Source organism: Brucella sp. MAB-22 (genome assembly GCF_025908475.1).
Lineage (GTDB): Bacteria > Pseudomonadota > Alphaproteobacteria > Rhizobiales > Rhizobiaceae > Brucella > Brucella anthropi.
In genome coordinates this window covers 534,181-559,811 of the sequence record NZ_CP109782.1, presented here as the reverse complement: position 1 = coordinate 559,811, position 25,631 = coordinate 534,181, and the positions used below count along the sequence as shown (strand labels likewise).

Below are 25,631 nucleotides of genomic sequence, written 5' to 3'. Positions count from 1 at the left end.
AGCCGTAGCGAAAAGCTACTGCCCCGCGCTTTGGTTTGTATTGCTGCCGCTATTGTTCTGTTGCTCGATATTCTTTTGCTGTTCCACGGAGCGCCATTTACGGACGTTGGCGTTGTGTTCCTGCAGCGTCTTCGAGAACACATGGCCACCCGTGCCATCGGCAACGAAATAGAGGTCTTCCGTATCCAGCGGATTGGCGACAGCTTCCAGCGCAGCCTTGCCCGGATTGGCAATCGGCGTCGGCGGAAGACCGTTGATCACATAGGTATTGTAAGGTGTCGGCTTTTCGATGTCCGACTTGAAGATCGGCCGATCAGAAGGTTTGCCAGCTCCGCCGAACAGGCCATAAATAATGGTCGGATCGGACTGGATGCGCATGCCCTTCTTCAAGCGATTGACGAAGACCGACGCCACATGCGGGCGTTCCGACGCGATACCGGTTTCCTTTTCAACGATGGAAGCCAGCGTCACAAATTCGTTCTTGTCCTTGATCGGCAGGTCGGAACCACGCTTTGCCCAGGCGTCGTCCACGAGCTTCTTCTGGGAGGAGACCATACGATCGATGATTTCTGAACGCGTCGTGCCACGCGTGAAATTCAACGTATCGGTAAAGAGCGAACCTTCCGGCGGCATGTCCTTCGGCATGTCACCAACCAGTGTCGGATCAGCCGAGATACGATCGAAAATCTGCTTGACCGTCAGACCTTCCGGAATGGTCAGCGGATACATGATGGATTTGCCGCTGATGAGGATATTCATCACATCGCGCATCGAAGCGCCCGCCGGGATGGCGTATTCGCCCGCCTTCAGATCATTTTCATGACCGAGCGTCCGCATCCCATAGCGGAAAATACGCGCGTCACTGACGATTTCACGATTTTCCAGGCTGTTGGAAACTTCGGCGATACCAGCGCCGCGCTTGACGAGAAACGTCGTTTCGGCAGTAAGCGGACCTTGTCCGTCAAACTGCATCTTGCCGAAATAGAACAAGGCCGACGCGCCGAGCAGAACAAGCACGACCAGCGACAGCATAAAATTCATGAAAACGACGATCTGGCTGCGCGCATGGCGCGAACGCTTGCGCGGCGGCGGCGTTCCCGGCTCGGGCCGCAGAGCTTCAGACGCGGATTTCGGCACGAACGGCTTTGAAGTCGCGTTCGTTTCCTGCGTCGCGCCTTTGGGCTGCTCGTCTGCAGGGGGTGTTCCGGATGGCGCCTCTGAATTCACTCAATCACCTCGGTCCAGAGTATTTCGTTAGTTTAAATCAAACCACGAGAATGGCTCTGTCTATCTATTTTGGCGAACCTCCCGACACATTGTGCCGAATGCCCGCCCAGAACGGCTTTTTGCACTTATTTCGTCAGAGTGGATAAAACTCTTCGGAGTCGTAACCACACTAACCGCTGTTCGCGATTTTAAACATCGCATCCGGTTTTATTTTGGCAAAAACGCGGAGAAATCCCCGCGTTTTTTTAAATTCGATATTCTATTTTCAGCGATACCGATCAGGAGTATCGGCGCAGGACCAGCGAAGCGTTGGTTCCGCCAAATCCGAAGGAGTTCGACAGAGCCACATCGATCTTGCGTTCACGCGCCTTGTGCGGAACCAGATCGATCTTCGTCGAGACAGCCGGATTATCGAGATTGAGCGTCGCCGGCGCAATATTGTCGCGGATGGCAAGCGTCGAGAAAATCGCTTCGGCTGCACCGGCAGCACCAAGCAGATGGCCGATAGCCGACTTGGTCGAGGACATCGAAATCTTCGACGCAGCATCGCCGACCACCCGCTCGACAGCGCCGAGTTCGATGGTGTCAGCCATGGTCGACGTGCCATGGGCGTTGATGTAGTCGATCTGGTCCGGCGTGATTTCAGCGCGCTTCAGGGCAGCGACCATGCAACGTTCGGCACCCTCGCCGCTCTCGGTCGGAGCAGTGATGTGGTAAGCATCGCCCGAAAGACCGTAGCCGATAACTTCCGCATAGATTTTCGCGCCGCGCGCCAGTGCGTGTTCCAGCTCTTCGAGAACCACAACGCCCGCACCTTCGCCCATCACGAAACCGTCACGGTCTTCGTCATAAGGACGGGAAGCTGCGGTCGGATCGTCGTTACGCTTGGTGGACAGCGCCTTGCAAGCGGCAAAGCCTGCCAGCGAAATGCGACTGACCGGCGATTCCGTTCCACCGGCAACCATGACATCCGCATCGCCGAAAGCGATCAGACGGGCAGCGTCGCCGATAGCATGTGTGCCGGTTGCGCAAGCCGTTACAACCGAATGGTTTGGACCGCGGAGCCCGTGCTTGATGGAAACATGGCCGGAAGCCAGATTGATCAGGCGACCAGGAATAAAGAACGGAGAAATGCGGCGTGGGCCCTTGTCGCGCAGCGTGTAGCCGGCCTCGACAATACCTTCGATACCGCCGATGCCGGAACCGATAAGAACACCGGTACGGACCTGATCTTCGTCACTTTCAGGATGCCAGTCGGCATCGTCCAGCGCCTGATCGGCAGCGCCGACAGCATAAACGATGAAAGGATCAACCTTACGCTGTTCCTTGGGCTCCATATGGAGGTCGGCGTTGAAGGTGCCATTGGTGCCATCGCCAACCGGAATGCGGCAGGCTATCTGGCAGGCCAGATCGTCAACTTCAAATTCCGTGATGCGGCGAGCACCGCTTTCACCGGCAATAAGACGCTTCCAGGTCTCTTCGACACCGCTGGCAAGCGGCGACACCAGACCCAGACCGGTGATGACGACACGCCTCATATCCACCCCTTAAAACTTTGTTATGTCACGAACACCGCCCCGCAGGCTTTAACCGGCAGAACATATGTCCGGGCCTGACTGGAAGGGATGGTGCTCCAATTGTTGAAACCGGAGCCTGCCATGACGAACACGATCTTCGATCAGCGTTCCGGCAGATTCACAAACAGGCCGCTGAACGGCCTTTGTGCATGTGCGTCCCGATCGTGAAGACGAAAGAAACGACTTAAAATAAGCAGGGCCGGGATTCGCGAGAACCCCAGCCCAATGCCCAAGTTCAGATTAGGCGGAAGCCTTGTCGATGAACTTCACAGCGTCGCCGACCGTAAGGATCGTTTCGGCAGCGTCGTCAGGAATTTCAACGCCGAATTCTTCTTCGAAAGCCATGACCAGCTCGACCGTGTCGAGGCTGTCTGCGCCGAGGTCATCGATGAAGCTTGCGCCTTCCGTGACCTTGTCGGCATCTACGCCCAGATGTTCAACAACGATTTTCTTGACGCGCTCTGCGGTATCGCTCATGTCGGAACCTCGACCTGTGTGTTTGTTGCTCTGCCTTGGTTAGCGGCATGCAGGATTGTAATCAAGTTATAAGATGTCTGCCAAGTTTCGAGCGAAGCCGCCCGGACAGTCATCCTGTGGATATTCCTTTCGGAACAGGATCGCGGCACTTCTACTCAGAATGCCGCAATTCTCGATGGGCGCATTACCATGCTTCTTGAGCAAGGCAAAGCGCCTTTTCCTTCTTCAGCCCCCGTATTAAGGCATTTTATACCATAATAGGGAGAAGAAGGAGGGTTAGATCATGGCCATGCCGCCATTGATGTGCAGGGTCTGGCCCGTCACATAGGCTGCCGCGTCGCTTGCCAGATAGACAACTGCCGCTGCAATATCACCACCAACGCCCATGCGCTTCATGGGAATATTGCTCATGATCGCTTCCTTCTGCTTTTCGTTCAGCTTGTCGGTCATGGCCGATTCGATGAAGCCCGGAGCGATGCAGTTAACCGTTACATTGCGGCTGGCGATTTCCTGCGCCAACGACTTGGAGAAACCAATGAGGCCTGCTTTCGACGCGCAATAGTTTGCCTGACCCGGATTGCCGGTCACGCCAACAATCGACGTGATGTTAATGATACGACCATTGCGGCGGCGCATCATCGGATGGGTCAGCTCACGCGTCAGATTAAAAACGGACGTAAGATTAACGTTGAGAACCGCATCCCAGTCTTCGTCGCTCATGCGCACGAACAGGCCGTCGCGGGTAATGCCGGCATTGTTGACGAGAATGTCGACGCCGCCCATTTCCTCTTCCGCCTTCTGGCCGAGAGCCTTGACGGCTTCACGGTCAGAAAGATTGGCCGGAAAGATGAAGGTGCGGTCACCAAGTTCAGCGGCAAGCTCTTTCAGCTTTTCTTCGCGTGTGCCGTGCAGGCCGACGATTGCGCCCTGCGCATGAAGAGCGCGGGCAATCGCTTCGCCAAGACCACCGGTTGCGCCGGTTACCAGAGCCTTGCGGCCAGTCAGATCAAACATGCGAAATCCCTTTTAGCTTCTCAATTTCCATCGCATGATCTTATCCGAAAAGTCTGCAACTTTTCGGGATCAAGCGCCGAGAGCAGCAAGCGCTGCTTCGATTTCTTCAGCCGAACCAACGGCGGCGCCAGTCACATCCTTCGAGATGCGACGCGCCAGACCAGTCAGAACCTTGCCTGAACCTACTTCATAAAGCGTGGTGACGCCATTGGCCGCAAACCATTCGACCGTTTCGCGCCAGCGCACCTGACCTGTAACCTGCTCAACCAGCAGATCGGCAATCTCGTTGGCGTCGGTAACCGGCGCTGCGCGCACATTGGCGATGAGCGGCACGATCGGATTGTGCTTTTCAACCGAAGCAAGCGCTTCACGCATTGCGTCAGCAGCGGGGCTCATCAAAGTTGAATGGAAGGGAGCGGATACGGGCAGCATGATGGCCCGCTTGGCACCCTTTTCGGATGCAAGCTTTGCAGCCAGTTCGACCGCAGCCTTGGAACCGGAAATGACGAGCTGTCCACCACCATTATCATTGGCGATCTGGACCGAGCCGGATGCCTTGGCTTCAGCGCAGACAGCTTCTACGTCGCCATGCTCCAGGCCGATGATCGCAGCCATCGCGCCTTCGCCAACGGGAACAGCCTTCTGCATCGCATTGCCGCGAATGCGCAGGAGGCGCGCCGTATCGGCAAGCGAGAATGTTCCGGCTGCGCAAAGTGCTGAATATTCACCAAGCGAATGTCCGGCAACGTAGGAAACCTTGTCTTTCAACGAAAAGCCGCGCGCTTCCATAACGCGCAGCACGGCCATCGAGACGGCCATCAGCGCAGGCTGGGCATTGGCGGTCAGCGTCAGCACGTCTTCCGGCCCTTCGAACATGGTAGCGGAAAGCTTTTCGCCCAGTGCAGCGTCGACTTCATCGAAAACGGCGCGCGCTTCAGCGAACTGTTCGGCCAGAGCCTTGCCCATACCCACAGCCTGGCTGCCTTGTCCGGGGAAAGTAAATGCTACCGCCATTGATGCCTCGTTCTGGTTTTAAGCATATGATAATGTCGAAACCGATATCCGTTTTCGCCGACATGCCTTGCAATTAAATGCACAATTTGGCGGGATGTGCCTCAGTGAGGGCAGCAAAGTCAAGTATTTCCCGGTTTTTGTGCGGTTTGCGCCTTGCAAAGCCGGGGAAAAACACGTAATAGCCGCCCGTTCATTGCTCGGCACCAGCTGGGGGCTGAACGGAGGGCCGGTTGTTTGTGCAGTTAAATTCACGAACATCCGTAGAAGTCACAAGCGCTTCTGCCTCCCGTGTCTCCGCTCTCGATCGTCTCAGTGAGCGTCCTTTCTTCACCGGTTTTCCGGCAAAAGAGAAGTCGCAGAGGCTTAGCCGTTGGTGTCGGCATGTTGTAACAGAAGAAAGGCAAAGCCAATGGCTCTTTATGAACATGTGCTTCTTGCCCGCCAGGACATTTCCCAGCAGCAGGTCGACGCTCTCGTCGAACAGTACAAGGGTGTCCTCGAAGCTAATGGCGGCAAGGTCGGTAAGGTCGAAAGCTGGGGTCTGCGTCCCCTCACCTACCGTATCAAGAAGAATCGCAAGGCGTATTACACGCTCGTAAACATCGACGCTCCGGCTGCAGCCGTTGCCGAAATGGAACGCCAGATGCGCATCAACGAAGACGTTCTTCGTTTCCTCACCGTTCGCGTTGAAGAACACGAAGAAGGCCAGTCGGCCATGCTCACCCGCCGTGACGACCGTCGCGAACGCGATGGTGATGATCGTCCGCGTCGTCGTGAAGGCGGTTTCGACCGTGGTGATCGCGGTGACCGTGGTGATCGCGGCCCACGTCGCCCACGCGACAACGAAGCTGGTGAAGGAGCATAATCATGGTTGATATCAATCAGATCCCGACCCGTCGTCCTTTCCATCGCCGTCGCAAGACGTGCCCGTTCTCCGGCGCAAACGCACCGAAGATCGACTACAAGGACATCAAGCTTCTGCAGCGTTACATTTCCGAACGCGGCAAGATCGTTCCTTCCCGTATTACGGCTGTCAGCCAGAAGAAGCAGCGTGAACTCGCCAAGGCGATCAAGCGCGCTCGTTTCCTCGGCCTGCTGCCTTACGTTGTGAAGTAAGAACAAGATTCTGGGAGGCGTTCTCGCAGAGATTGCCTCCCAACCCCCTTTCCTTCATTGCGATGGGCGCAATGAAACGTAATAAAAACCCAAGTTGGGGCAGCGGCCTCTAACTGCACGAACCGGCAAGACCGGAGCAGGACAGCGAAACTGATGAAATTCAATAGAACCATTATCGGTATCGGCATATTGGCGGGGCTTGCCTCGGCCTTGATGTCGTCCGGCGTCATCGCCCAGGGTGGCGCGATGGCTGCTATGGCCATGGTTCTCTACTTCCTGACACCACTTCCCATCTTCGTTGTTGCCCTTGGCTGGGGTTCGAGCGCCGGTATCGTTGCCGCCGCCACAGCTACGGTTGCCGTCGGCGTTGTCGCCGTCCCGCTTGCAGCACTTCTGATGGCATTGACGAGCTTCATTCCCGCAGCAACCGGCGCCTATCTGTCCGGCCTCGCGCGGCCAGCCGAAGAACTCGGCGGACCGAAGGATGTTCTGGTCTGGTATCCGCTTTCAGACATTGTGTTCCGGCTTGCCATGATGGTGGCGCTCAGCTTCATCGTCATCGGTGCGATCCTGGGCTTTGGCCCGGACATGGCGCGCGAACTCGCAAATACGCTTATCGACCGGGTTGCCGAAGCCGATCCGCAGTTCACGGCCAGCGATGACATTCGCAACAATGTAACGTCGCTGCTGATGGTCGCCTTGCCTGCAATCCAGCCGGCAACCTGCCTCGCGATTCTCGTTGGCAATCTTTATCTGGCACAGCGCCTGATCTCCATGTCGGGTCGCCTGCGCCGTCCGCGTGATGACTGGCCCGCAACGCTGCGTATGCCGCGCCCGGCCCTGCTCGTCTTCGCGGTCGCTCTTGCGGTTGCATTTCTTCCCGGCGGCACCGGATTGATCGCAACCGTCGTTGCTGGCGCGCTTAGCGCTGGTTTCATGATGTCAGGTCTTGCCATCATGCATTTCCGCACACGCGGCAAGGTGTGGCGCCCGGTAGCGCTATGGCTCGCCTACTTTGCGATCATACTCTTCGCATTCCTGCTTTTCATCTTCATGGTTCTCGGACTTTTCGACACTTCGCGCGGCGCGCCGGTCTCGAAAATGCCGGGCGCTGACAGTCAGTAACCGAATCAGAAACTCGAAAGGAAACTCCAATGGAAGTCATTCTTCTGGAACGCATTGGCCGCCTCGGCCAGATGGGCGAAACCGTCAAGGTCAAGGACGGCTATGCCCGTAACTTCCTGCTCCCGCAGGGCAAGGCTCTTCGTGCCAACGAAGCCAACAAGAAGAAGTTCGAAGGCCAGCGCGCTCAGCTCGAAGCCCAGAACCTGGAGCGCAAGAACGAAGCTCAGGCCGTTGCTGAAAAGCTCAATGGCGAAAGCTTCATCGTTGTACGTTCGGCTGGTGAAACCGGCCAGCTCTACGGTTCCGTTTCGACCCGTGACATCGCCGACATCATCTCGGCCAATGGCTTCACCCTGCACCGCAACCAGGTTGAACTGAACCATCCGATCAAGACGATCGGCCTGCACGAAGTCTCGATTTCGCTGCATCCGGAAGTTCAGGTTCAGGTTACGGTCAACATCGCACGTTCGACCGAAGAAGCCGAACGTCAGGCAAAGGGTGAAGACCTGACCTCGATCGAAGCCATCTACGGCATCGAAGAACAGCCTCTGTCGGAAGAAGTTTTCGACGAAGAGGACGAAGCTGAAGATCAGGCTTAATTTAGCCACCTATTATCTATGGGAATGCAAAGCCAGACAGCACGCATTCCCATCGTGGTAAACTTTATATGATCGTGCCCGGCGGCCTCCGCCGGGCATTTTCTCTTTTCAGATCGGCAAAACTCCTTATTCTACATATTAGTATTGGATTGGAGAGGTGCTGACGGAAACGTCCGCGTTGCTTGGGCATTACTCCCGAGGCCGATTGACCGAGGGGATATTGCCTGAAAATCTGATGACAGAGCGGCTCTGATACTTATGCACCGCCGCCTGCCATGCAAACGCATGGACGTACGCCTGCTTCGATCCCCAAGAGGAGATGGGGCCGATGTATGGAATGATGCGTACTGTTCTTTCGCATATGATTAAAACCGGCGACCTGACGGTCACCGATTCTAGTGGTGCGCTTACCCGGTACGGCGACAGGACTGGCGAACCAGTTCATATACACTTCAAGACGAAGCACGCCGAGCGGGCCGTAGCCCTCGACCCGGAGTTGAAACTCGCCGAGTGTTTCATGGATGGCGAGATCGATTTTTTGAAGGGCGGCATCTACACGCTCCTTCAGGTGGTATTCGAGAATACCGGGCCGACTGCGGCGACCGAACCGTGGATGAAAGCTCTGGCGAAGCTGCGCATTTTTTTCCGTCGCTTCCAGCAGATGAACACGATTTCGCGGTCTTCAAACAATATCAAAAGTCATTATGACCTTTCCGGTGAGCTCTACGATCTGTTTCTCGATCCGGACAAGCAATATTCCTGTGCCTATTTCGATCCGCCAAACGCTACGCTTGCCGAGGCGCAGCTTGCCAAAAAGCGCCATATCGCGGCAAAATTGCTGGTGAAGGAAGGCGACAAGGTGCTCGATATCGGCTGCGGCTGGGGTGGTATGGGGCTCTATTTGGCTCGTTATCTCAAGGCCAATGTCACCGGTGTAACCTTATCCGAAGAGCAGCATGCCATTGCCAATCAGCGAGCGCAGGATGAAGGACTGGCCGACCGTGCGAAGTTCGAATTGACCGACTATCGCAACATCGACGACAAGTTTGACCGGCTGGTATCGGTTGGCATGTTCGAGCATGTCGGGGTCGGGCATTTCGCCGAGTATTTCCAGCACGTCGCTCGCCTGATGAAGCAGGATGGCGTTTTCCTTCTGCATGCCATCGGACGCGCCGATGGGCCGGGAGCGACCAATCCGTTCATCCGCAAGTACATCTTTCCGGGCGGGTATATTCCGGCACTTTCTGAGGTTCTGCCGCATATCGAAAAGGCCGGGCTCTATGTCACCGACGTAGAAATCCTGCGGCTTCATTATGCGGAAACGCTGAAGGCTTGGCGGGAAGCATTCATGGCCAATCGCGACAAGGCCAAGGCGCTTTATGACGAGCGTTTCTGCCGCATGTGGGAGTTTTATCTGGCAGCGTCTGAAAGCGCTTTCCGCTGGCAGAACATGATGGTGTTCCACATTCAGATCGCCCACAAACAGGAATCCGTTCCGCTGACCCGCAACTATATTGAGGCCGAGGAAAAGCGTCTCAAGCGCCTCGACAGCGCGCCCAAAGGCGCCAACAGCGAGGGTCGGGCCGTCAAGAAAAGCATGAACGCCTGAGGTGAAGCCGATCTGCTATAAATAAGGCGGGCTGTTCCGTTGGAGCAGCCCGCTTTCTCTGATCTTATTCCGGCTTTGGCACGCCTGCTTCCCATTTGTCCCAATGGGTGACGATGTCGTTCACGACCGGAGCGCCGACGAGGTAGATGTTTTCGACCGTTTCCGCAAAACCCCCTGCCGTTTCGCCCGGCGCGGGATCCAGATGCTGTAGCGTGGTTTCTTTCGGATTCCCCTGATCGAAGTTCACCGAACCGCGCAGGCTGAGGATGCGGTCTGTACCGTGCTGCCGCTTGATAACGAGCGCAAGCGCTGCGGCTTCCATCTCGGTGGCGAGATAGTCGTCGGCACCATAGAGCTTGGCGATATACTGAGCCTCTTTCGACAGTCCCGGACCGTGGAAGAATGTATCTCCGGTCATATGCGTGCCCGTCTTCAATGCCGGTTTCGCCTGCGCAGCCTTGTCGGGATAACGCATGCGATACGCCTGGGCCTCGGGCGAATCGCGAAGCTCCACATTGGAGCCCAAACGCATTGCCGCCGCGACCAAATCAGGATTAAGCTTGAAAACACGATACTCTTCATATCCCTTTCGCGGGATGAAGACCGGTTCGCCCGGCTTGCCTTCTTCCGGTGCCCAGCGATGGCCCAGATCGTAATCGACGAGCCACGTCGCCCAACTCACATCACCTATCGTACCGCGTGAAGGTGGCGTGCCTGCCACACCGGACAGGATGTAATAAGTTTTGGAGAAGTCGAAGGCTGGGTCGAGCATGATTGCCTGCATGCTGGCCGAGGAGTTCACCTTGCCCATGCCAAGAACTGAGCCGCATACACCGTCATCGTTGCAATAAACGGGTTTCAGCGCCCCTTTGACTTCGATGGGCTTCGCATCCTTCCAGTAATGCTCATACCACCGTTGAAACTCACCGGCCCGGTCGCCACTGTTCTGACCGATCTCGAACATGGCGGCGATAAACACTTTGACCTTGATCGGTTCCGAGGCTGCCGACGAAGCCGTTGATGAAGAAAAGAGAGCCAATGCTGTCAGAAGCCAGGCTGCAATGGTGCGGTGTCGCATGAATATTCCTCGTGAATGTAAGCCGGGCTTTGCTTTGAATGCCCGCACAGATCAGGGAGCTTTGGGTTGGGAGAAGATTAATATCGCCGATTGCTCCCCGCAATCTCCGTCAATAGGAAGTGCATAAAGGCAACGCCTGAACTGTGGATCAGTGTGAATCATGGTATAGGTTTTCTCTTCCAGCAGGAATCATCCGAAGCTGCGTTGCGTTTGGCATCGCTTGAGGGCTAGCTGGGTGCATCAGGGACAGGATTAAGAATCATGGCGGAAGCGGCGGTACGCAAACTCGACGATGCGCGGGATCAGAAAGACGCGCTTTATCGGGAAGCACCCCATAATATTGAAGCGGAACAGGCGCTGCTGGGCGCGATCCTGATCAATAACGATGCCTTTTACCGGGTATCGGACTTCCTCAAGCCAACCCATTTCTTCGAGCCTCTGCACCGTCGCATCTATGAGATCACGACTGATCTCATTCGCGTCGGCAAGATGGCCAATCCCGTAACGATGAAGACCTTCCTGCCAACCGAAGGCAAGGTGGGCGATCTCACGATCTTCCAATATGTGACCCGTCTCGCAACCGAAGCCGTCACCATTATCAACGCCGAGGATTATGGCCGCGCGATTTACGATCTGGCAACACGCCGCGCGCTCATCGGCATTGGCGAAGACATGGTCAATATCGCCTATGATGCGCCAGTCGACAACACGCCGCAGGAACAGATCGAAGACGCAGAACGCCGCCTGTTCGAACTGGCCGAAACGGGTCGCTATGACGGCGGCTTTCAGGCATTCAAGGACGCGGTTACAACCGCTGTCGACATGGCCAATGCCGCCTTCATGCGTGACGGGCATCTTTCCGGTGTTTCCACCGGCATCCATACGCTCGATGGCAAAATGGGCGGCTTGCAGCCTTCCGACTTGATTATCCTCGCCGGTCGTCCAGGTATGGGCAAGACCTCACTTGCCACCAACATCGCGTTCAACATCGCCAATGCCTATGAAAGCGAGCAGCAGGCCGACGGTAGCGTAAAAGCCATAAATGGTGGCGTGGTCGGCTTCTTCTCGCTCGAAATGTCTGCGGAACAGCTCGCAACCCGTATCATTTCCGAGCAGACGGAAGTCTCCTCTTCGAAAATCCGCCGCGGTGACATCACCGAAACCGATTTCGAAAAGCTCGTGGCCTGCTCTCAGGTCATGCAGAAGATCCCGCTCTATATCGACCAGACCGGTGGTATCTCGATTGCGCAGCTCGCCGCCCGCGCCCGTCGCCTCAAGCGCCAGCGCGGTCTTGATGTTCTGGTCATCGACTACGTGCAGCTGATGACCGGTTCGTCGAAAGCTTCGGCGCAGAACCGCGTGCAGGAAATTACCGAAATCACCACCGGTCTCAAGGCGCTCGGCAAGGAGCTGAACGTTCCCATTATCGCGCTTTCACAGCTCTCCCGTCAGGTGGAAAGCCGCGACGACAAGCGACCACAGCTCTCCGATCTTCGTGAATCAGGCTCCATCGAGCAGGACGCCGACGTGGTGCTTTTCGTATTCCGCGAGGAATATTACGTCAAGAACCTCGAACCGCGTGACGAATTCGACCCGAAATATGAAGAATGGAAGCAGCACTTTGAAAAAGTGCGCGGCACTGCTGACGTCATCATCGCCAAGCAGCGTCACGGGCCTACCGGCACCGTCAAGCTCGCCTTCCAGTCTGAGTTCACGCGATTTGCAGATCTGGCCGAAGGTTCCTATCTCCCGGAACAGTATGAATAAGAAGATCACGATCAAGACGGAGCGCGTCTGATGGCCAAGGCGCGCGTTCAATTCATCTGCCAGAATTGCGGCGCGGTTCATTCGCGCTGGGCGGGTAAGTGCGACTCATGCGGCGAGTGGAACACGCTTGTCGAGGAAGGCACCAATAGCGGTATCGGGTCTGGGCCCGGCGCCATGTTGTCCAAGCGCAAAGGTCGCGCTGTAGCCCTCACCTCCCTGTCTGGCGACATTGAAGATGCGCCACGTATCATTTCCGGTATCAGCGAGCTCGACCGGGTTACCGGTGGCGGATTCGTGCGCGGTTCAGCCCTTCTGATCGGCGGTGATCCCGGCATCGGCAAATCCACGCTTTTGACGCAGGCTGCAGCAGCCCTTTCCAATCGTGGCCATCGCATTGTTTATGTTTCAGGCGAAGAAGCCGTCGCGCAGATACGCCTGCGTGCGCAGCGTCTGGGCGTGGCATCGTCAGCGGTGGAGCTTGCAGCCGAAACCAACGTCGAAGACATCATCGCCACCATTTCTGATACCAAGCGACCCGATCTCGTCATCATAGATTCGATCCAGACGCTCTGGACCGATATGGCAGATTCTGCGCCCGGCACGGTCACGCAGGTGCGTTCGTCGGCACAAGCCATGATCCGCTATGCCAAGCAGACTGGTTCCGCAGTCGTACTGGTGGGACATGTTACAAAAGACGGCCAGATTGCAGGCCCTCGTGTGGTCGAACATATGGTCGATGGTGTCCTCTATTTCGAAGGTGAAGGCGGACATCACTATCGCATCCTGCGCACGGTGAAAAACCGTTTTGGCCCCACCGACGAAATCGGCGTCTTCGAGATGTCCGATGGCGGACTGCGTGAGGTTTCCAACCCGTCCGAGCTTTTCCTTGGTGAACGTAACGCCAAGGCTCCCGGTGCCGCAGTTTTCGCCGGCATGGAAGGCACGCGCCCGGTGCTGGTGGAGATACAGGCGCTTGTCGCCCCCTCCTCGCTCGGCACCCCGCGTCGTGCGGTCGTCGGCTGGGACGGCGGACGACTTGCCATGATCCTCGCCGTTCTCGAATCACATTGCGGCGTTCGTTTCGGGCAGCATGATGTCTATCTGAATGTCGCAGGCGGCTATCGTATCAGCGAGCCGGCAGCTGATATAGCTGTGGCTGCTGCACTGGTTTCATCCATGGCCGGTATTGCCCTTCCGCCAGATTGTGTTTATTTCGGCGAAATCAGCCTTTCCGGTGCTGTTCGTGCGGTAACGCATGCAGTACAGAGGCTCAAGGAAGCCGAGAAGCTCGGTTTCCGGCAGGCAGAGGTGCCCGGCGGCAGCGGCGAACTTTGGAAAGATCGCAACTTCCGCCTCATGGAAACTTCGGCCCTGCCCGACCTTGTTGCGCGCATCGCGGCTTCAGGCTCCGGAAAGAAGCAATAAATCTGGAGTTTTTTGACTGGAAGAATCTGTCAACCTTCCGGTGATAAGCTCCAGCATCTTTGACTGCCCCGCGTATTAAAGTGATTGCGCATAATAACTGAGGACAGGCAGAATGCCGATAACCATGCTTGATGGAATTCTACTCGGGATAACGCTGGTTTCAGCCGTTTTGGCGATGGTGCGCGGTTTTTCCCGCGAGGTGCTGTCGCTGGTATCGTGGGCGGCAGCGGCCGCTGCGGCCTACCTTTTCTACCAGCCGGTTCTGCCTTTCGTGCAGCCCTATATTAACAACGAAACCATCGCGAAGATTGCCGCCGCTGGCGCCGTCTTCCTCGTCGTGCTGATCGTCGTTTCGCTGATCACCATGAAGATCGCCGATTTCATCATCGACAGCCGTATCGGCGCGCTTGACCGCACGCTAGGCTTTCTGTTCGGCGGCGTGCGCGGTGTGCTTCTCGTTGTCGTTGCCATGCTGTTCTTCAACTGGCTCGTCCCGACGAACCAGCCAGCCTGGGTGACGAACGCGAAATCGAAGCCAATGCTCGATTCGTTCGGCCAGCAGCTGATCGACCTTCTGCCAGCTAATCCCGACCAGATGATCGACAAGTTCAAGCCGCAGCAGAACGCTCCAGCGTCCGGCGAGCAGGAAGAAGCGCCTGTTCCGGACGATACGCCTGCACAGCAATAAGCTGTTCCGAGATATCGAGAAGCCGTCAGCCCTGCTGGCGGCTTTTTCAATTCTGGAGGCAAAAGCCGACAGATGTGAAATAGCCAAAATGACGCTTACACATTGTCATTTCGGTTCCGCGATCATATTTCAGGCGGGAATTTGCGAGATTATTCGCCGGCATCGTGCGATACTAATGTTCATGAGACTATATCGACGCAGCGGTGAACTCTTCGCTTTTAACAAAAAGCTATCTTGTGATAGAGAGGCGCTTGAAGTCTTTACGCATGTCGTTATCGGAAAACCGGTCTCCACTTTTCCGCGACATGCTTTAGTTGCCTCTGCAATCGAAAGGCCTTGCGGCAATGACCAGCCATTCTTCTGAAAATGCCTCCTTTATGCTGGACGATGACACCCTGCATGAAGAGTGCGGCGTATTTGGCATACTTGGCCATGAAGACGCAGCCGCGCTGACCGCATTGGGCCTGCATGCCCTCCAGCATCGCGGGCAGGAAGCCGCCGGTATCGTTTCCTATCACAATCGCCGTTTTCATTCCGAACGCCATATGGGCCTCGTCGGCGATCATTTCACCGATGCAGCAACGCTGAACCGCCTGCCCGGTGACCGCGCCATCGGTCATGTGCGCTATTCCACCACCGGCGAGACGATCCTGCGCAATGTGCAGCCATTGTTCGCGGAACTGGAAGTCGGCGGCATTGCCATTGCCCATAACGGCAATTTCACCAACGGCATAACGCTGCGCAAACAACTGATTGCTTCCGGCGCAATCTTCCAGGCGACGTCCGATACCGAAGTCGTGCTGCACATGATCGCCCGTTCGCGCCATGCATCCTCGTCCGACCGTTTCGTCGATGCCATTCGTCAGGTCGAAGGCGGTTACGCCATGCTGGCGCTGACCCGCACCAAGCTGATTGCCGCGCGTGACGTAATCGGCATCCGCCCGCTTGTCATGGGTGAGCTCGACGGCAAGCCTATCTTCTGCTCAGAGACCTGTGCCCTCGACATTATCGGCGCGAAGTATGTTCGCGACGTCGAAAATGGCGAAGTGATCATCTGCGAGATCCAGAAAGACGGCTCCATCACCATCGAATCCATCAAGGCTGAAAACCCACAGCCGGAACGGCTCTGCCTGTTCGAATATGTCTATTTCGCCCGCCCCGACTCCGTCGTCGGCGGTCGCAGCGTCTATGTCGCGCGCAAGAATATGGGCATGGAGCTTGCCAAGGAAGCCGGGATCGAAGCTGATGTTGTCGTGCCGGTGCCTGACGGCGGCACGCCTGCCGCTCTCGGCTTCGCGCAGGCCAGCGGCATTCCGTTCGAATATGGCATCATCCGCAATCATTATGTGGGCCGTACCTTTATCGAGCCGACTCAGCAAATTCGCGCTCTTGGTGTCAAGTTGAAGCATTCGGCCAATCGCGCCATGATCGAAGGCAAGCGGGTCGTGCTGGTGGATGATTCCATCGTAAGGGGCACCACGTCCGTCAAGATCGTCCAGATGATCCGCGATGCAGGCGCAAAGGAAGTGCATATCCGCGTGGCAAGTCCAATGATCTACCACCCGGATTTCTACGGTATCGACACCCCCCATGCCGATAAGCTGCTGGCCAACCAGCACAAAGACCTGGAATCAATGTGCCGCTACATCGGCGCGGATTCCCTGGCATTTCTTTCCATCGACGGGCTCTACAAGGCCGTTGGCGGGAAGCCACGTGATCCGAAAGCACCGGCTTTCACCGATCACTATTTCACGGGCGAATATCCGACCCGCCTCCTCGATCAGGAAGGCGAGAGCAATGTGCATACGCTGTCGCTGCTCGCAAGCAACGGCTGATCGCCCAATTCTTCACGCAGGCGGCCCAAAAGGCCGCCTGTTTCATGTTTTTGCATCATATGGGGACTAGATGAGCATCGACCTTACGGGCCGCATCGCACTGGTAACAGGCGCATCGCGCGGTATTGGCTATTTTCTTTCACTTGAACTGGCAAAACGCGGCGCACATGTAATCGCAGTCGCTCGCACCGTCGGCGGGCTTGAAGAGCTGGACGACGATATCCGCAAACTGGGTGGCAATGCGACGCTGGTGCCTCTCGATATTACCGATATGGAAGCGATCGACCGCCTCGGCGGTTCCATTCATGAGCGCTGGGGCAAGCTCGATATCATGGTTGCCAATGCGGGTGTCCTCGGCACGATCTCACCGATCGGCCATGTCGAGGCCAAGACGTTCGAGAAGCTCATGAACGTCAATGTCACCAGCGTATGGCGTCTTATTCGATCCACCGATCCGCTGCTACGGGCTTCCGATGCCGGACGTGCCATTCTGCTCTCCTCCGGTGTGGCACATACCTGCCGCGCCTTCTGGGGGCCGTATGCTGCCTCGAAAGCTGCTGTCGAAGTCATGGCACGCAGCTGGGCTGAAGAAACGAAGCAGATGAAGCTCAAGATCAACTCGGTCAATCCGGGCGCCACCCGCACCGCCATGCGCGCGCAGGCCATGCCGGGCGAAGATCCTGAAACGCTGCCAACACCACAGTCGGTCGCAGAAAAGATCGTCAAGCTTGCCGATCCTGCACTTGACGTCACGGGCAAGCTTTTCGACGTGCGTCAGGACCGCTTCCTCGACTATCATCTGCCGAGCTGATTTCGGTCCTCCGGCCTTGCCTATATGCAAGGCCGGTTCTATGTATTTACTTATTAATGTTTCCCGCCTGGCCATCTGTTGGCTCTTTTTTCAGCGGGCATTTCTCCCCCTCTCAGATCCCTCTGTCACGTGCTGCCAAATTTGGTGCGCGTTCCCTTTGCTATTGGAGAACTTATGACCAAAGATCACCAGCGTTTCATTATTATCAGCGGCGGGCCCGGATCAGGCAAAAGCACACTGATCGATGCACTCGAAAGGCAGGGCTTTCCCCGCACTGTGGAGGCTGGACGTGCCATCATTCAGGATCAGGTCGCCATCGGCGGAAATGCGCTGCCCTGGAGTGATCGCGCGCTTTTTGCGGAGCTTATGCTTTCATGGGAAATGCGCTCGCACACGATGGCGGAACAACAGCGTGGGACGGTCCTCTTCGACCGCGGTGTTCCTGACGTAATCGGCTATCTGATGTTGTGTAACCTGCCCGTTCCGCAGCATATGGAAGAAGCCGCACGGCAGTTTCAGTACAACAGAACAGTGTTTCTTGCTCCGCCATGGGCGGAAATCTTTGGTCAGGATGCCGAGCGGAAGCAGGATTTCGAGGAAGCCGCACGCACATTCGAGGCGATGGATAAAACCTACAAACGGCTTGGATATGAAATCGCGCTCCTGCCAAAATCATCGGTCGAGGAGCGCGTTGGTTTCATCAAACAGGCATTGCCATCAGTTTTCCTCTGACGGTGTATCCTCTTCGGTTCCGGCTTCTTCCTCCGCTTTTCGGTCAGCAGCTTCGCGCTTGTTCCAGGCAGCCAGACTGAACGGAAGAAACACGAGATAGGCGAGCGCCGTGAGGCTCAATGTCTGCCAGGTAAAGCTCATCAGGAACGCGACGTAAACCACCACGAACAGGATGAGCGGCATGACGATATCGCGCCGGACAAGGCTTCCGGCGGACTTACCGTTATAGACCGGCAGGCGGCTTACAAGCAGAAACGCGATTGCGACGGTATAGATCGCCACGCCAAAAGCGAGCGCCCGCGTTGGTGTCAGACCAAGAAAGCCGAGGTAGACCGGCAACAGGACAAGCATGGCGCCTGCCGGTGCAGGCACACCGATGAAATAGTTGCTCTGCCATGCCGGACGGTTCGGGTCTTCGAGCATGACATTGAAACGCGCAAGCCGCAGGCAGCAGGCGATGGCATAAAGAAGTGCAGCAATCCAGCCGAACGAGCGCGCCTGATCGAGCATGAAGGCATAGAGCACCAGAGCGGGTGCGACACCGAAATTGACGATATCGGCGAGCGAATCCATCTGCGCGCCGAACTTCGACGAACCCTTCATCATGCGAGCAACGCGCCCATCAATGCCATCGAGAAAGGCTGCGACGAGCACCATCACGACGGCAAGCTCGAAGCGGTTCTCGAAAGCCAGACGGATGCCGGTAAGACCAGCACAGATGGCGAGAACCGTTATGACATTGGGAATGACGATACGCAGCGGTATCTGCGACAGCTTGGGGCCGCGCGATGAATCCACGCGGCCATTGGGCTCAAAAGGCGGAAAAGGCGTCTCCATCGGCTCAGCCGATCCGCACCACAGGTTCGCCGCGCACGCTGCCATAATCGGCCAGCACGGTTTCACCGGCGACTGCCGTCTGGCCAACTGCAACACGAACGGTCGCATCGGCAGGAAGATACACATCGACGCGCGATCCGAAACGGATCAGGCCGAACCGCTCGCCCACGGACAAATCATCATCCTCGTTCGACCAGCAAACGATGCGCCGCGCGACCAGACCGGCAATCTGGACAACACCGATCTTGCCATGCGGGCTTTCGATAAGGACGCTGTTGCGTTCATTTTCCGTGCTGGCCTTGTCCAGTTCCGCGTTGAGGAACTTGCCCGGACGATGCACGACCTTCTCGATCTTGCCACGCACCGGAGACCGGTTGATGTGAACCGAGAACACATTCATGAAAACCGACACGCGCATGCGTGGTTCAGCGCCAAGATCCAGCTCGGCTGGTGGCACAGCCGGACCGACGAAGGAAACCTTGCCGTCAGCGGGGCTGATGACCAGATCGTCGTCCATCGGCGTCACGCGCTCCGGATCACGATAGAAGTAGATGCACCAGACGGTCAGCACCATGCCGATCCAGAACAACGGGTCCCAAAGCCAGCCCAGAATTAGCGAAACCACGAAAAAGCCCGCGATAAACGGATAGCCTTCCCGATGGATCGGCACGAAAGTATTGCGGATGGTGTCAGTAAGGCTCATCGCTCTTCCTTTGAGTTTGGCCGTTATTTACCTCATCCTATTCAGAATCGAAATCCATTTCGCAAATTATTCACGGCTGTTAGGGCACGTGATCGCGCCCTAATATAACTAGCTGCCGATAAACTGCCTATTCCGCCGCCGGAACACCACGTGTGACGATACCCAATTCGTCGCTTTCGCGAACCTGACGCAGACGCTCTTCCGCCTCATCCGCCTCGCGCTGACGAGCCCACATGGACGCGTAAAGCCCCTTATGCTTGAGAAGCATGCGGTGAGTGCCGCGCTCGGCAATCAGACCGTCCTTCAGAACGATGATCTCATCCGCACTGATGACGGTCGACAGACGGTGTGCGATGACAAGCGTGGTACGCCCACGGCTAACGATGTCGAGTGCAGACTGGATTTCCTGCTCGGTCGCGGTATCGAGCGCGGAGGTCGCCTCATCGAGGATCAGGATCGGCGGTGCTTTCAGGATCGTGCGGGCAATCGCGACACGCTGTTTCTCACCGCCCGAAAGCTTGAGGCCGCGTTCGCCAACCATGGCCTGATAGCCTTCCGGCAGATGCTTGATGAAGCCGGAAATCTGCGCCAGCTCAGCCGCCTTTTCCACTTCTTCGGTCGTGGCATCAGGACGGCCATAACGAATGTTGTAAGCGATCGTATCGTTGAACAGCACAGTGTCCTGCGGCACCATGCCGATGACCTTGCGCAGGCTTTCCTGCGTGACGTCGCGAACGTCCTGCCCGTCGATGGAAACCGATCCCGACTGGACATCATAGAAGCGAAACAGCAGTCGCGAGATCGTGGATTTACCCGCACCCGACGGCCCGACTATCGCTACCGTCTTTCCTGCCGGAACTTCAAAACTGATGCCCTTGAGGATCGGGCGGTTCGCATCATAGGCAAAATGCACATCATCGAAACGGATTGCGCCGTGATCGATTTTCAATGCTGGTGCATTGGGCTTGTCGACGACTTCCTGCTTCACATCGAGGAGATCGAACATCTGCTCGATATCGGTCAAACCCTGACGGATTTCGCGATAGATGAAACCGATGAAATTGAGCGGGATGGATAGCTGCATCAGCATGGCATTGATGAAAACGAAATCGCCGATGGATTGCGTTCCGGCCCGGACTTCCAACGCCGACATGACCATGACTACCGCCATGCCGACACCAAAGATAACGGCCTGACCGAAGTTCAGCCAGCCAAGCGACGTCCAGGTCTGGGTTGCAGCCTTTTCATAGCGAGCCATCGAAGCATCGAAGCGTTTTGCTTCCATGTTCTCGTTGCCGAAATATTTGACCGTTTCGAAGTTGAGCAGCGAGTCGATTGCCTTGGTGTTGGCATCCGTATCGGAGTCGTTCATTTCGCGGCGAATATTGATGCGCCAGTCGCTCGCCTTGATCGTAAACCAGGTATAGAGCCAGACCGTTGCAGCGACCACAAGCAGATAGGAAATGCCGTAAGCGAAGGCGAAAATCACCGCCGTCAGCGCAAATTCGAGAATGGTGGGCAGCGTGTTGAGGATCGTGAAACGAACAATCGTTTCGATGCCCTTGGTTCCGCGCTCAATGACCCGCGAAAGCCCGCCCGTACGCCGTTCAAGATGGAACCTGAGCGACAGCTGGTGCATGTGCACGAAGGTTCGGTAGGCCAGCTGGCGCACCGCATATTGCCCGACGCTTGCAAACAATGCGTCGCGAAGCTGGTTGAGGCCAGCCTGTACGATCTTGGCGCCGTTATAAGCCAGCACAAGCATCACTGCGCCGACCAGAAACAGCGGGATATAATCCGGCGGGTTCAATTGACCGGTCAAGGCATTCGTCACCCATTTGAAGAAATAGGGCACGAGGATGAGCACGATCTTGGAAATCACCAGATAGAACGTGGCCCAGACGACGCGCATACGCAGATCGGGCCTGTCGGACGGCCACATATAGGGCCAGAGATTTCGCAGTGTCTTGAACGTTTCGCCGGAGTCGGCGGAAACCGTTTTGGGGGAACTCATGGTGCGTTCTTTCAAGTCGGTGGGCTCAAGCGATTTCGTACGAGATGAAACTCCGTCATCGCTCTATCTATTTGTATTGACGCATCGCTTCCGAAAGCCACTTCGAGCTTTTCGAGATGCGCTCTATCTCTTTGTTTTCACGCATGTCTTTATCCCGAAACCGGTTCACACTTTCGGGAGACATGCTCTAGCCGCAGCATCTGCTCTTGAAGGAAGCAAAATGCGTGCGGACAGCGTTTAGTTGCTGCCAGTTGACGCTGTAACGCGAGGACTGGCGCTCAGGCCGATAGTCGATAAGACCAGCCTGCACGAGAACCTTGAGGTGTTGGGAAACCGTCGATTGCGCAAGGTCGAGCTTGCCGACAATATCCTTGCAGCAGCAGGCGTCCTCCATCATCAACTGGCGGATAATGCGAATGCGGACAGGATGGCCCAGCGCGGCGCAAATGCGCGCTGCCGCTTCATCGTCAATGCCGAGCTGCGCCAGATCGGCGACAGTTTCGGTCGAGCTTTTGTCCAGAACTATCTTCATCGTATATCGACGATATACGATTATGCTCAGAAGTTCAAGATTTGGAGACGTTCATTCCAGAAAAGACCGCCAAAACGGAAACACACTATCGTGACTGACGTTTATTGCTGAAGCGCACCTCCCTGCGTTGGGAGCCGCGCTTCAGTTCCATGAACTCTCCGTCAGTTAGCGCGATCTTCCAACTGGCGCTTGGCTTCGCCATCGCCCAAGGGTTCCTTTGGCATGTTGAATACCTGACCCGGCCAGATGAGATCTGGATTGCGGATCTGGTCGCGGTTGGCGAGATAGATCGTCGTATATCGCGTACCCTTGCCATAGGCGCGCTTGGAAATCGTCCAGAGATTATCCCCACGCCGAATGATGACGGAGCCATCGACTTTCTGCAGTGGAGTTGCCGACGAAGCGGCCTTATCACCAATCGCTTCCGATGCAGCCGCCGTCTGACCGTCCGTGTCGGAAGCAACAGCCGAGATATTCTCGCCAGCTTCGCGACGGAACGGGACGCGGGCTGTGGCCAGAACCTGATTGGCATTGTCGAGCAGGTCGGCGCGAATGATGTAATCACCAACGCTGAGCGGTTGTTTGCTCTGCACGAGGAAACGGCCATCAGGCGAAATGAGGCTCGCGCCAAGCAATGTATCATTGGCATGGACGATCACGCGATTGCCGCCCTTGGCTTTACCCGCCACGAAAACAGCCTGACCTTCAATCTCCACAGCCTCGATTGCAATCGGCAAATCCTGTGCAGGTTTGGCTTCCGGCTTGTCGGCCTTGGTCGCAGCTTCAGGGTTAGCTTCCGCATTGTCCTGTGGCTTCTCTGCCGTTTCAGGCTTGGTAATCAGGCGGCTTGCCTGGCCCGGCTCCTCAACCAGCGCCAGCACCTGCCCCGACTTGGTTTCAGGCACCGACACGATGGCGGTCTGCGCGGAAGTGGCGACATTGTTGTCAGCACCGGTTGAACGCAAGACCAGCTGATGATCACCTGCCTTCAAAGGATTATCCAGAACAATGGCAAAATCCCCATTAGCTCCGGCCTTGGCTTTGCCCACAACGGTGGCACCTGCGACAACCTCGACATCAGCGTTGGGAAGGGACTTACCTGCGATCACGACCGAACCGTCAGGCTCGACACGAAGGAGATCGAAAACCGGCGTTTTGCTGGCCTGCTCTGCGGGAGCGGCATCAGCCTGCTTGGCTGGCTCTTCGGATTGCACGCCTTGCGGCTTCGCATCGTTTGCCGCAGCATCGCCCGCAGGCTTGGCAGCGTCTGGCGTCTTCGTCTCGGATGGTGTTGCTTCTGGCTGCGCTGGCGCATTGCTCGAAGCTGGTGCAGTGGCATTAGGTTGCGGGGCTTCAACGCGGGATCGTGTTGCATTCCAATAGAGGCCGAGCCCGGCGACGATTGCGACGAGCCCGATACCGAGCAATCCTAAACTGTTCTTTTGCATTTCGTTTCGAAATCCACGCCAGAGACTATAATAGCGGGTTTATAGCTTTTGGCTTCCCCCTACAAGGAATCTGCACCGAAACAGCAAAAGGTACGAGGCTTTTTATTAGCTAGGTTACTGTTCTACACAGTTTGTCGGCTTTGATTGGTCCGGATCGTCCATAAGGTTATAGAGATCGGCCGTTTCGCCCTTGGTCCACCAGATATAGACGCCACCGGCATATTTGGCTCCAGACCCTGAAATGACGTTGGAAGCGACAATAGTCTCGTCTTCGAGCTCCAGCTCAGCAAGCGAAATATCACCGGCATTGTAGTAGGTTACCGAGACATTCTTCTCGCCACATTTATACAGAACGGAGTTGGTCGTTACTTCGGTATCGTCCGGCAGTTTGATGTTGATCTCGCCAGCCGATGCGGATGATGCGGCAAAGGTGAGCCCGAGAAACACAACCCAGTTCTTCATATCCAATCCACTTCTCAATCTGGAGTACATACGGATTGAGATATAACAATCGCTGTGAATGTCCACCCGGAACCTGACGTAAACGTCTCACTGACGGCAATCTTCACCGCAAAATGAAATCGCAGACGCTTGACGCTGAAAGGTCAAAAGCGCACAAGAAAATCATGTCTGAGATTCGATCCATCTGTGTTTATTGCGGCTCGTCTACGGGCCTGAATCCCATCTATCGTGAAGCGGGCGTCACACTCGGCCGGTCCATCGCCGAACATGGTCTGCGCCTTGTTTATGGCGGTGGCACGCGCGGCATCATGGGCGCGGTTGCGCAAGGCGTGATGGAGGCCGGCGGCGAAGTCACCGGCATCATTCCGACCTTCCTGCTCGACAAGGAAGCAAGCCTTGAAAAGGCCGAACAGCTCACCGAACTTATCGTCGTGGGTGACATGCATGAGCGCAAACACCTCATGTTCCAGAAGTCGGATGCGTTCGTCACCCTTCCCGGTGGCATCGGCACGGTTGAGGAAATCGTGGAAATGATGACCTGGGCGCAGCTCGGTAAGCATCGCAAGCCGATGGTGTTCGCTAACATCAACAATTTCTGGCAGCCTATGCTTTCGCTTCTTGAGCACATGACGACCGAAGGCTTCCTGCACACCGCACATCAGGTAAAGCCGCTGGTCATCAACAAGGCGGAGGACATCGTTCCCGCCATTATCGCTGCCAACGGCAAGGCGCATGAAGGCGACCAGAAGATCATCGAAAAGATGTGATTGCGGCTTTCGCCCAAAACACAAAACCGAGTAACAAGGGCGGAGTGATCCGCCCTTAATTTTATCCGGGAGGGGTTGATGAAGACGATCGGGCTTATAGGCGGGATGAGCTGGGAAAGCTCGCAGGAATATTATCGCATCATCAATCAGGAAATCCGCGCACGGCTCGGCGGCACGCACTCCGCCAAGAGCCTGATGTGGTCGATGGATTTTGGTGAAATCGAGCAGCTTCAGCATCAAGGCAAATGGGACGAGCTGACCAGGCTCATGATCGAGGCCGCGCAGAACCTTGAAAAGGGCGGCGCAGATTTCATCCTGATCTGCACCAACACCATGCATAAAATGGCCGCTGACGTTGAAAACGCCACATCGATCCCGCTTGTGCATATTGCTGACCCGACGGCGAAAAAGATCAAGGCCGCAGGCTTGTCCAAAGTCGGGCTCCTAGGCACCGCCTTCACGATGGAGCAGGATTTCTACAAAGGCCGCCTCGCGGCCAAACATGGGCTTGAGGTTCTGACGCCCGACGATACCGACCGCAAAACCGTGCATGACATCATCTATCACGAGCTGGTTGTCGGCGAAGTACGCGATGCGTCACGCGAAAAATACCGTGCTGTCATCAGTCGTCTGGTTGAGCGCGGCGCCAAAGCCATCATTCTCGGCTGCACCGAAATCATGCTGCTCATCGGCCAGCAAGATAGCCCCGTGCCAGTATTCGATACGACGCGCCTACATGCAGAAGCGGCGGTGGATTGGGCGTTGATTTAAACG

The 25,631-nt window shown here is 56.3% G+C and carries 25 protein-coding genes; 13 read left to right on the top strand and 12 right to left on the bottom strand.

Annotated features, from left to right (window positions below):
* Positions 1-15: 15 nt before the first annotated feature.
* From mltG to fabD, 5 genes are all read right to left on the bottom strand, one after another.
* Positions 16-1,227: an endolytic transglycosylase MltG gene (mltG, locus tag OHI65_RS12160; RefSeq protein ID WP_151688997.1), complete on the bottom strand. Its 1,212-nt coding sequence runs from the start codon at positions 1,225-1,227 to the stop codon at positions 16-18.
* Between the two features lie 278 nt (positions 1,228-1,505).
* Complete coding sequence (fabF, locus tag OHI65_RS12155) at positions 1,506-2,765, bottom strand: beta-ketoacyl-ACP synthase II (protein WP_010658390.1); 1,260 nt, start codon at positions 2,763-2,765, stop codon at positions 1,506-1,508.
* A 279-nt stretch (positions 2,766-3,044) separates the two neighbouring features.
* The gene (locus OHI65_RS12150) at positions 3,045-3,281 is read right to left on the bottom strand and encodes an acyl carrier protein (RefSeq protein WP_002963616.1); all 237 of its coding nucleotides are present in this window, start codon (positions 3,279-3,281) and stop codon (positions 3,045-3,047) included.
* Positions 3,282-3,557: 276 nt separating this feature from the next.
* Entirely contained in the window at positions 3,558-4,295 is a 738-nt protein-coding gene (gene fabG, locus OHI65_RS12145; RefSeq protein WP_010658389.1) for a 3-oxoacyl-[acyl-carrier-protein] reductase, read from the bottom strand.
* Between the two features lie 69 nt (positions 4,296-4,364).
* Entirely contained in the window at positions 4,365-5,309 is a 945-nt protein-coding gene (gene fabD / locus OHI65_RS12140) for an ACP S-malonyltransferase (protein WP_264358915.1), read from the bottom strand.
* A gap of 409 nt (positions 5,310-5,718) precedes the next feature.
* Here fabD and rpsF point away from each other — a divergent pair, with 409 nt between their 5' ends.
* The 5 genes from rpsF to OHI65_RS12115 all read left to right on the top strand — a co-directional run bounded on the left by rpsF (position 5,719) and on the right by OHI65_RS12115 (position 9,758).
* Positions 5,719-6,174, top strand: a complete 456-nt coding sequence (gene rpsF, locus OHI65_RS12135; RefSeq protein WP_010658387.1) for a 30S ribosomal protein S6 — start codon at positions 5,719-5,721, stop codon at positions 6,172-6,174.
* A 2-nt stretch (positions 6,175-6,176) separates the two neighbouring features.
* Entirely contained in the window at positions 6,177-6,425 is a 249-nt protein-coding gene (rpsR, locus tag OHI65_RS12130; protein ID WP_006466219.1) for a 30S ribosomal protein S18, read from the top strand.
* Between the two features lie 153 nt (positions 6,426-6,578).
* On the top strand, positions 6,579-7,550 hold the full coding sequence (locus OHI65_RS12125) for a DUF2232 domain-containing protein (RefSeq protein WP_125333777.1): 972 nt from the start codon (positions 6,579-6,581) through the stop codon (positions 7,548-7,550).
* A gap of 29 nt (positions 7,551-7,579) precedes the next feature.
* The gene (gene rplI, locus OHI65_RS12120) at positions 7,580-8,149 is read left to right on the top strand and encodes a 50S ribosomal protein L9 (RefSeq protein ID WP_010658385.1); all 570 of its coding nucleotides are present in this window, start codon (positions 7,580-7,582) and stop codon (positions 8,147-8,149) included.
* 328 nt (positions 8,150-8,477) lie between these two features.
* Positions 8,478-9,758: an SAM-dependent methyltransferase gene (locus OHI65_RS12115; protein WP_125333776.1), complete on the top strand. Its 1,281-nt coding sequence runs from the start codon at positions 8,478-8,480 to the stop codon at positions 9,756-9,758.
* Positions 9,759-9,822: 64 nt separating this feature from the next.
* Here OHI65_RS12115 and OHI65_RS12110 read toward each other — a convergent pair whose 3' ends face one another.
* Positions 9,823-10,836: a purine-nucleoside phosphorylase gene (locus OHI65_RS12110; protein WP_043062670.1), complete on the bottom strand. Its 1,014-nt coding sequence runs from the start codon at positions 10,834-10,836 to the stop codon at positions 9,823-9,825.
* Between the two features lie 261 nt (positions 10,837-11,097).
* Between OHI65_RS12110 and OHI65_RS12105 the strand changes: the two genes are divergently transcribed.
* The 6 genes from OHI65_RS12105 (at position 11,098) to OHI65_RS12080 (ending at position 18,094) form a co-directional block, all read left to right on the top strand.
* Positions 11,098-12,603 carry a replicative DNA helicase gene (locus tag OHI65_RS12105; RefSeq protein ID WP_264358914.1) on the top strand — a complete coding sequence of 502 codons (1,506 nt, stop codon included), beginning with the start codon at positions 11,098-11,100 and terminating at the stop codon, positions 12,601-12,603.
* Between the two features lie 30 nt (positions 12,604-12,633).
* Positions 12,634-14,028 carry a DNA repair protein RadA gene (gene radA / locus OHI65_RS12100; RefSeq protein ID WP_012090832.1) on the top strand — a complete coding sequence of 465 codons (1,395 nt, stop codon included), beginning with the start codon at positions 12,634-12,636 and terminating at the stop codon, positions 14,026-14,028.
* Positions 14,029-14,140: 112 nt separating this feature from the next.
* Entirely contained in the window at positions 14,141-14,716 is a 576-nt protein-coding gene (locus tag OHI65_RS12095; RefSeq protein WP_043062671.1) for a CvpA family protein, read from the top strand.
* Between the two features lie 344 nt (positions 14,717-15,060).
* Positions 15,061-16,551: an amidophosphoribosyltransferase gene (gene purF, locus OHI65_RS12090; RefSeq protein ID WP_125333774.1), complete on the top strand. Its 1,491-nt coding sequence runs from the start codon at positions 15,061-15,063 to the stop codon at positions 16,549-16,551.
* 70 nt (positions 16,552-16,621) lie between these two features.
* A complete protein-coding gene (locus tag OHI65_RS12085; protein ID WP_029925545.1) occupies positions 16,622-17,362 on the top strand; it encodes an SDR family NAD(P)-dependent oxidoreductase in 741 nt (246 codons plus the stop codon).
* Positions 17,363-17,536: 174 nt separating this feature from the next.
* Positions 17,537-18,094, top strand: a complete 558-nt coding sequence (locus OHI65_RS12080) for an AAA family ATPase (protein ID WP_151690284.1) — start codon at positions 17,537-17,539, stop codon at positions 18,092-18,094.
* Here the strand turns inward: OHI65_RS12080 and pssA are convergent.
* The 6 genes from pssA to OHI65_RS12050 all read right to left on the bottom strand — a co-directional run bounded on the left by pssA (position 18,080) and on the right by OHI65_RS12050 (position 24,090).
* A complete protein-coding gene (gene pssA / locus OHI65_RS12075) occupies positions 18,080-18,931 on the bottom strand; it encodes a CDP-diacylglycerol--serine O-phosphatidyltransferase (RefSeq protein ID WP_029925549.1) in 852 nt (283 codons plus the stop codon). The two genes, OHI65_RS12080 and pssA, sit on opposite strands and share 15 nt — an antisense overlap.
* A gap of 4 nt (positions 18,932-18,935) precedes the next feature.
* Complete coding sequence (locus tag OHI65_RS12070; RefSeq protein WP_012090826.1) at positions 18,936-19,634, bottom strand: phosphatidylserine decarboxylase; 699 nt, start codon at positions 19,632-19,634, stop codon at positions 18,936-18,938.
* Between the two features lie 127 nt (positions 19,635-19,761).
* Complete coding sequence (locus OHI65_RS12065) at positions 19,762-21,648, bottom strand: ABCB family ABC transporter ATP-binding protein/permease (RefSeq protein ID WP_029925553.1); 1,887 nt, start codon at positions 21,646-21,648, stop codon at positions 19,762-19,764.
* Positions 21,649-21,835: 187 nt separating this feature from the next.
* Positions 21,836-22,180 (bottom strand): ArsR/SmtB family transcription factor, encoded by a 345-nt coding sequence (locus OHI65_RS12060; protein WP_010658373.1) that lies wholly within the window; start codon positions 22,178-22,180, stop codon positions 21,836-21,838.
* Positions 22,181-22,341: 161 nt separating this feature from the next.
* Complete coding sequence (locus tag OHI65_RS12055; RefSeq protein ID WP_043062674.1) at positions 22,342-23,628, bottom strand: Ig-like domain-containing protein; 1,287 nt, start codon at positions 23,626-23,628, stop codon at positions 22,342-22,344.
* A 114-nt stretch (positions 23,629-23,742) separates the two neighbouring features.
* Complete coding sequence (locus OHI65_RS12050; RefSeq protein ID WP_029925558.1) at positions 23,743-24,090, bottom strand: MliC family protein; 348 nt, start codon at positions 24,088-24,090, stop codon at positions 23,743-23,745.
* 164 nt (positions 24,091-24,254) lie between these two features.
* Between OHI65_RS12050 and OHI65_RS12045 the strand changes: the two genes are divergently transcribed.
* Complete coding sequence (locus tag OHI65_RS12045) at positions 24,255-24,857, top strand: TIGR00730 family Rossman fold protein (RefSeq protein ID WP_041545285.1); 603 nt, start codon at positions 24,255-24,257, stop codon at positions 24,855-24,857.
* Positions 24,858-24,935: 78 nt separating this feature from the next.
* Positions 24,936-25,628, top strand: coding sequence for an aspartate/glutamate racemase family protein (locus OHI65_RS12040; protein ID WP_264358913.1), 693 nt, complete (start codon positions 24,936-24,938; stop codon positions 25,626-25,628).
* The last annotated feature ends 3 nt before the right edge of the window (positions 25,629-25,631 follow it).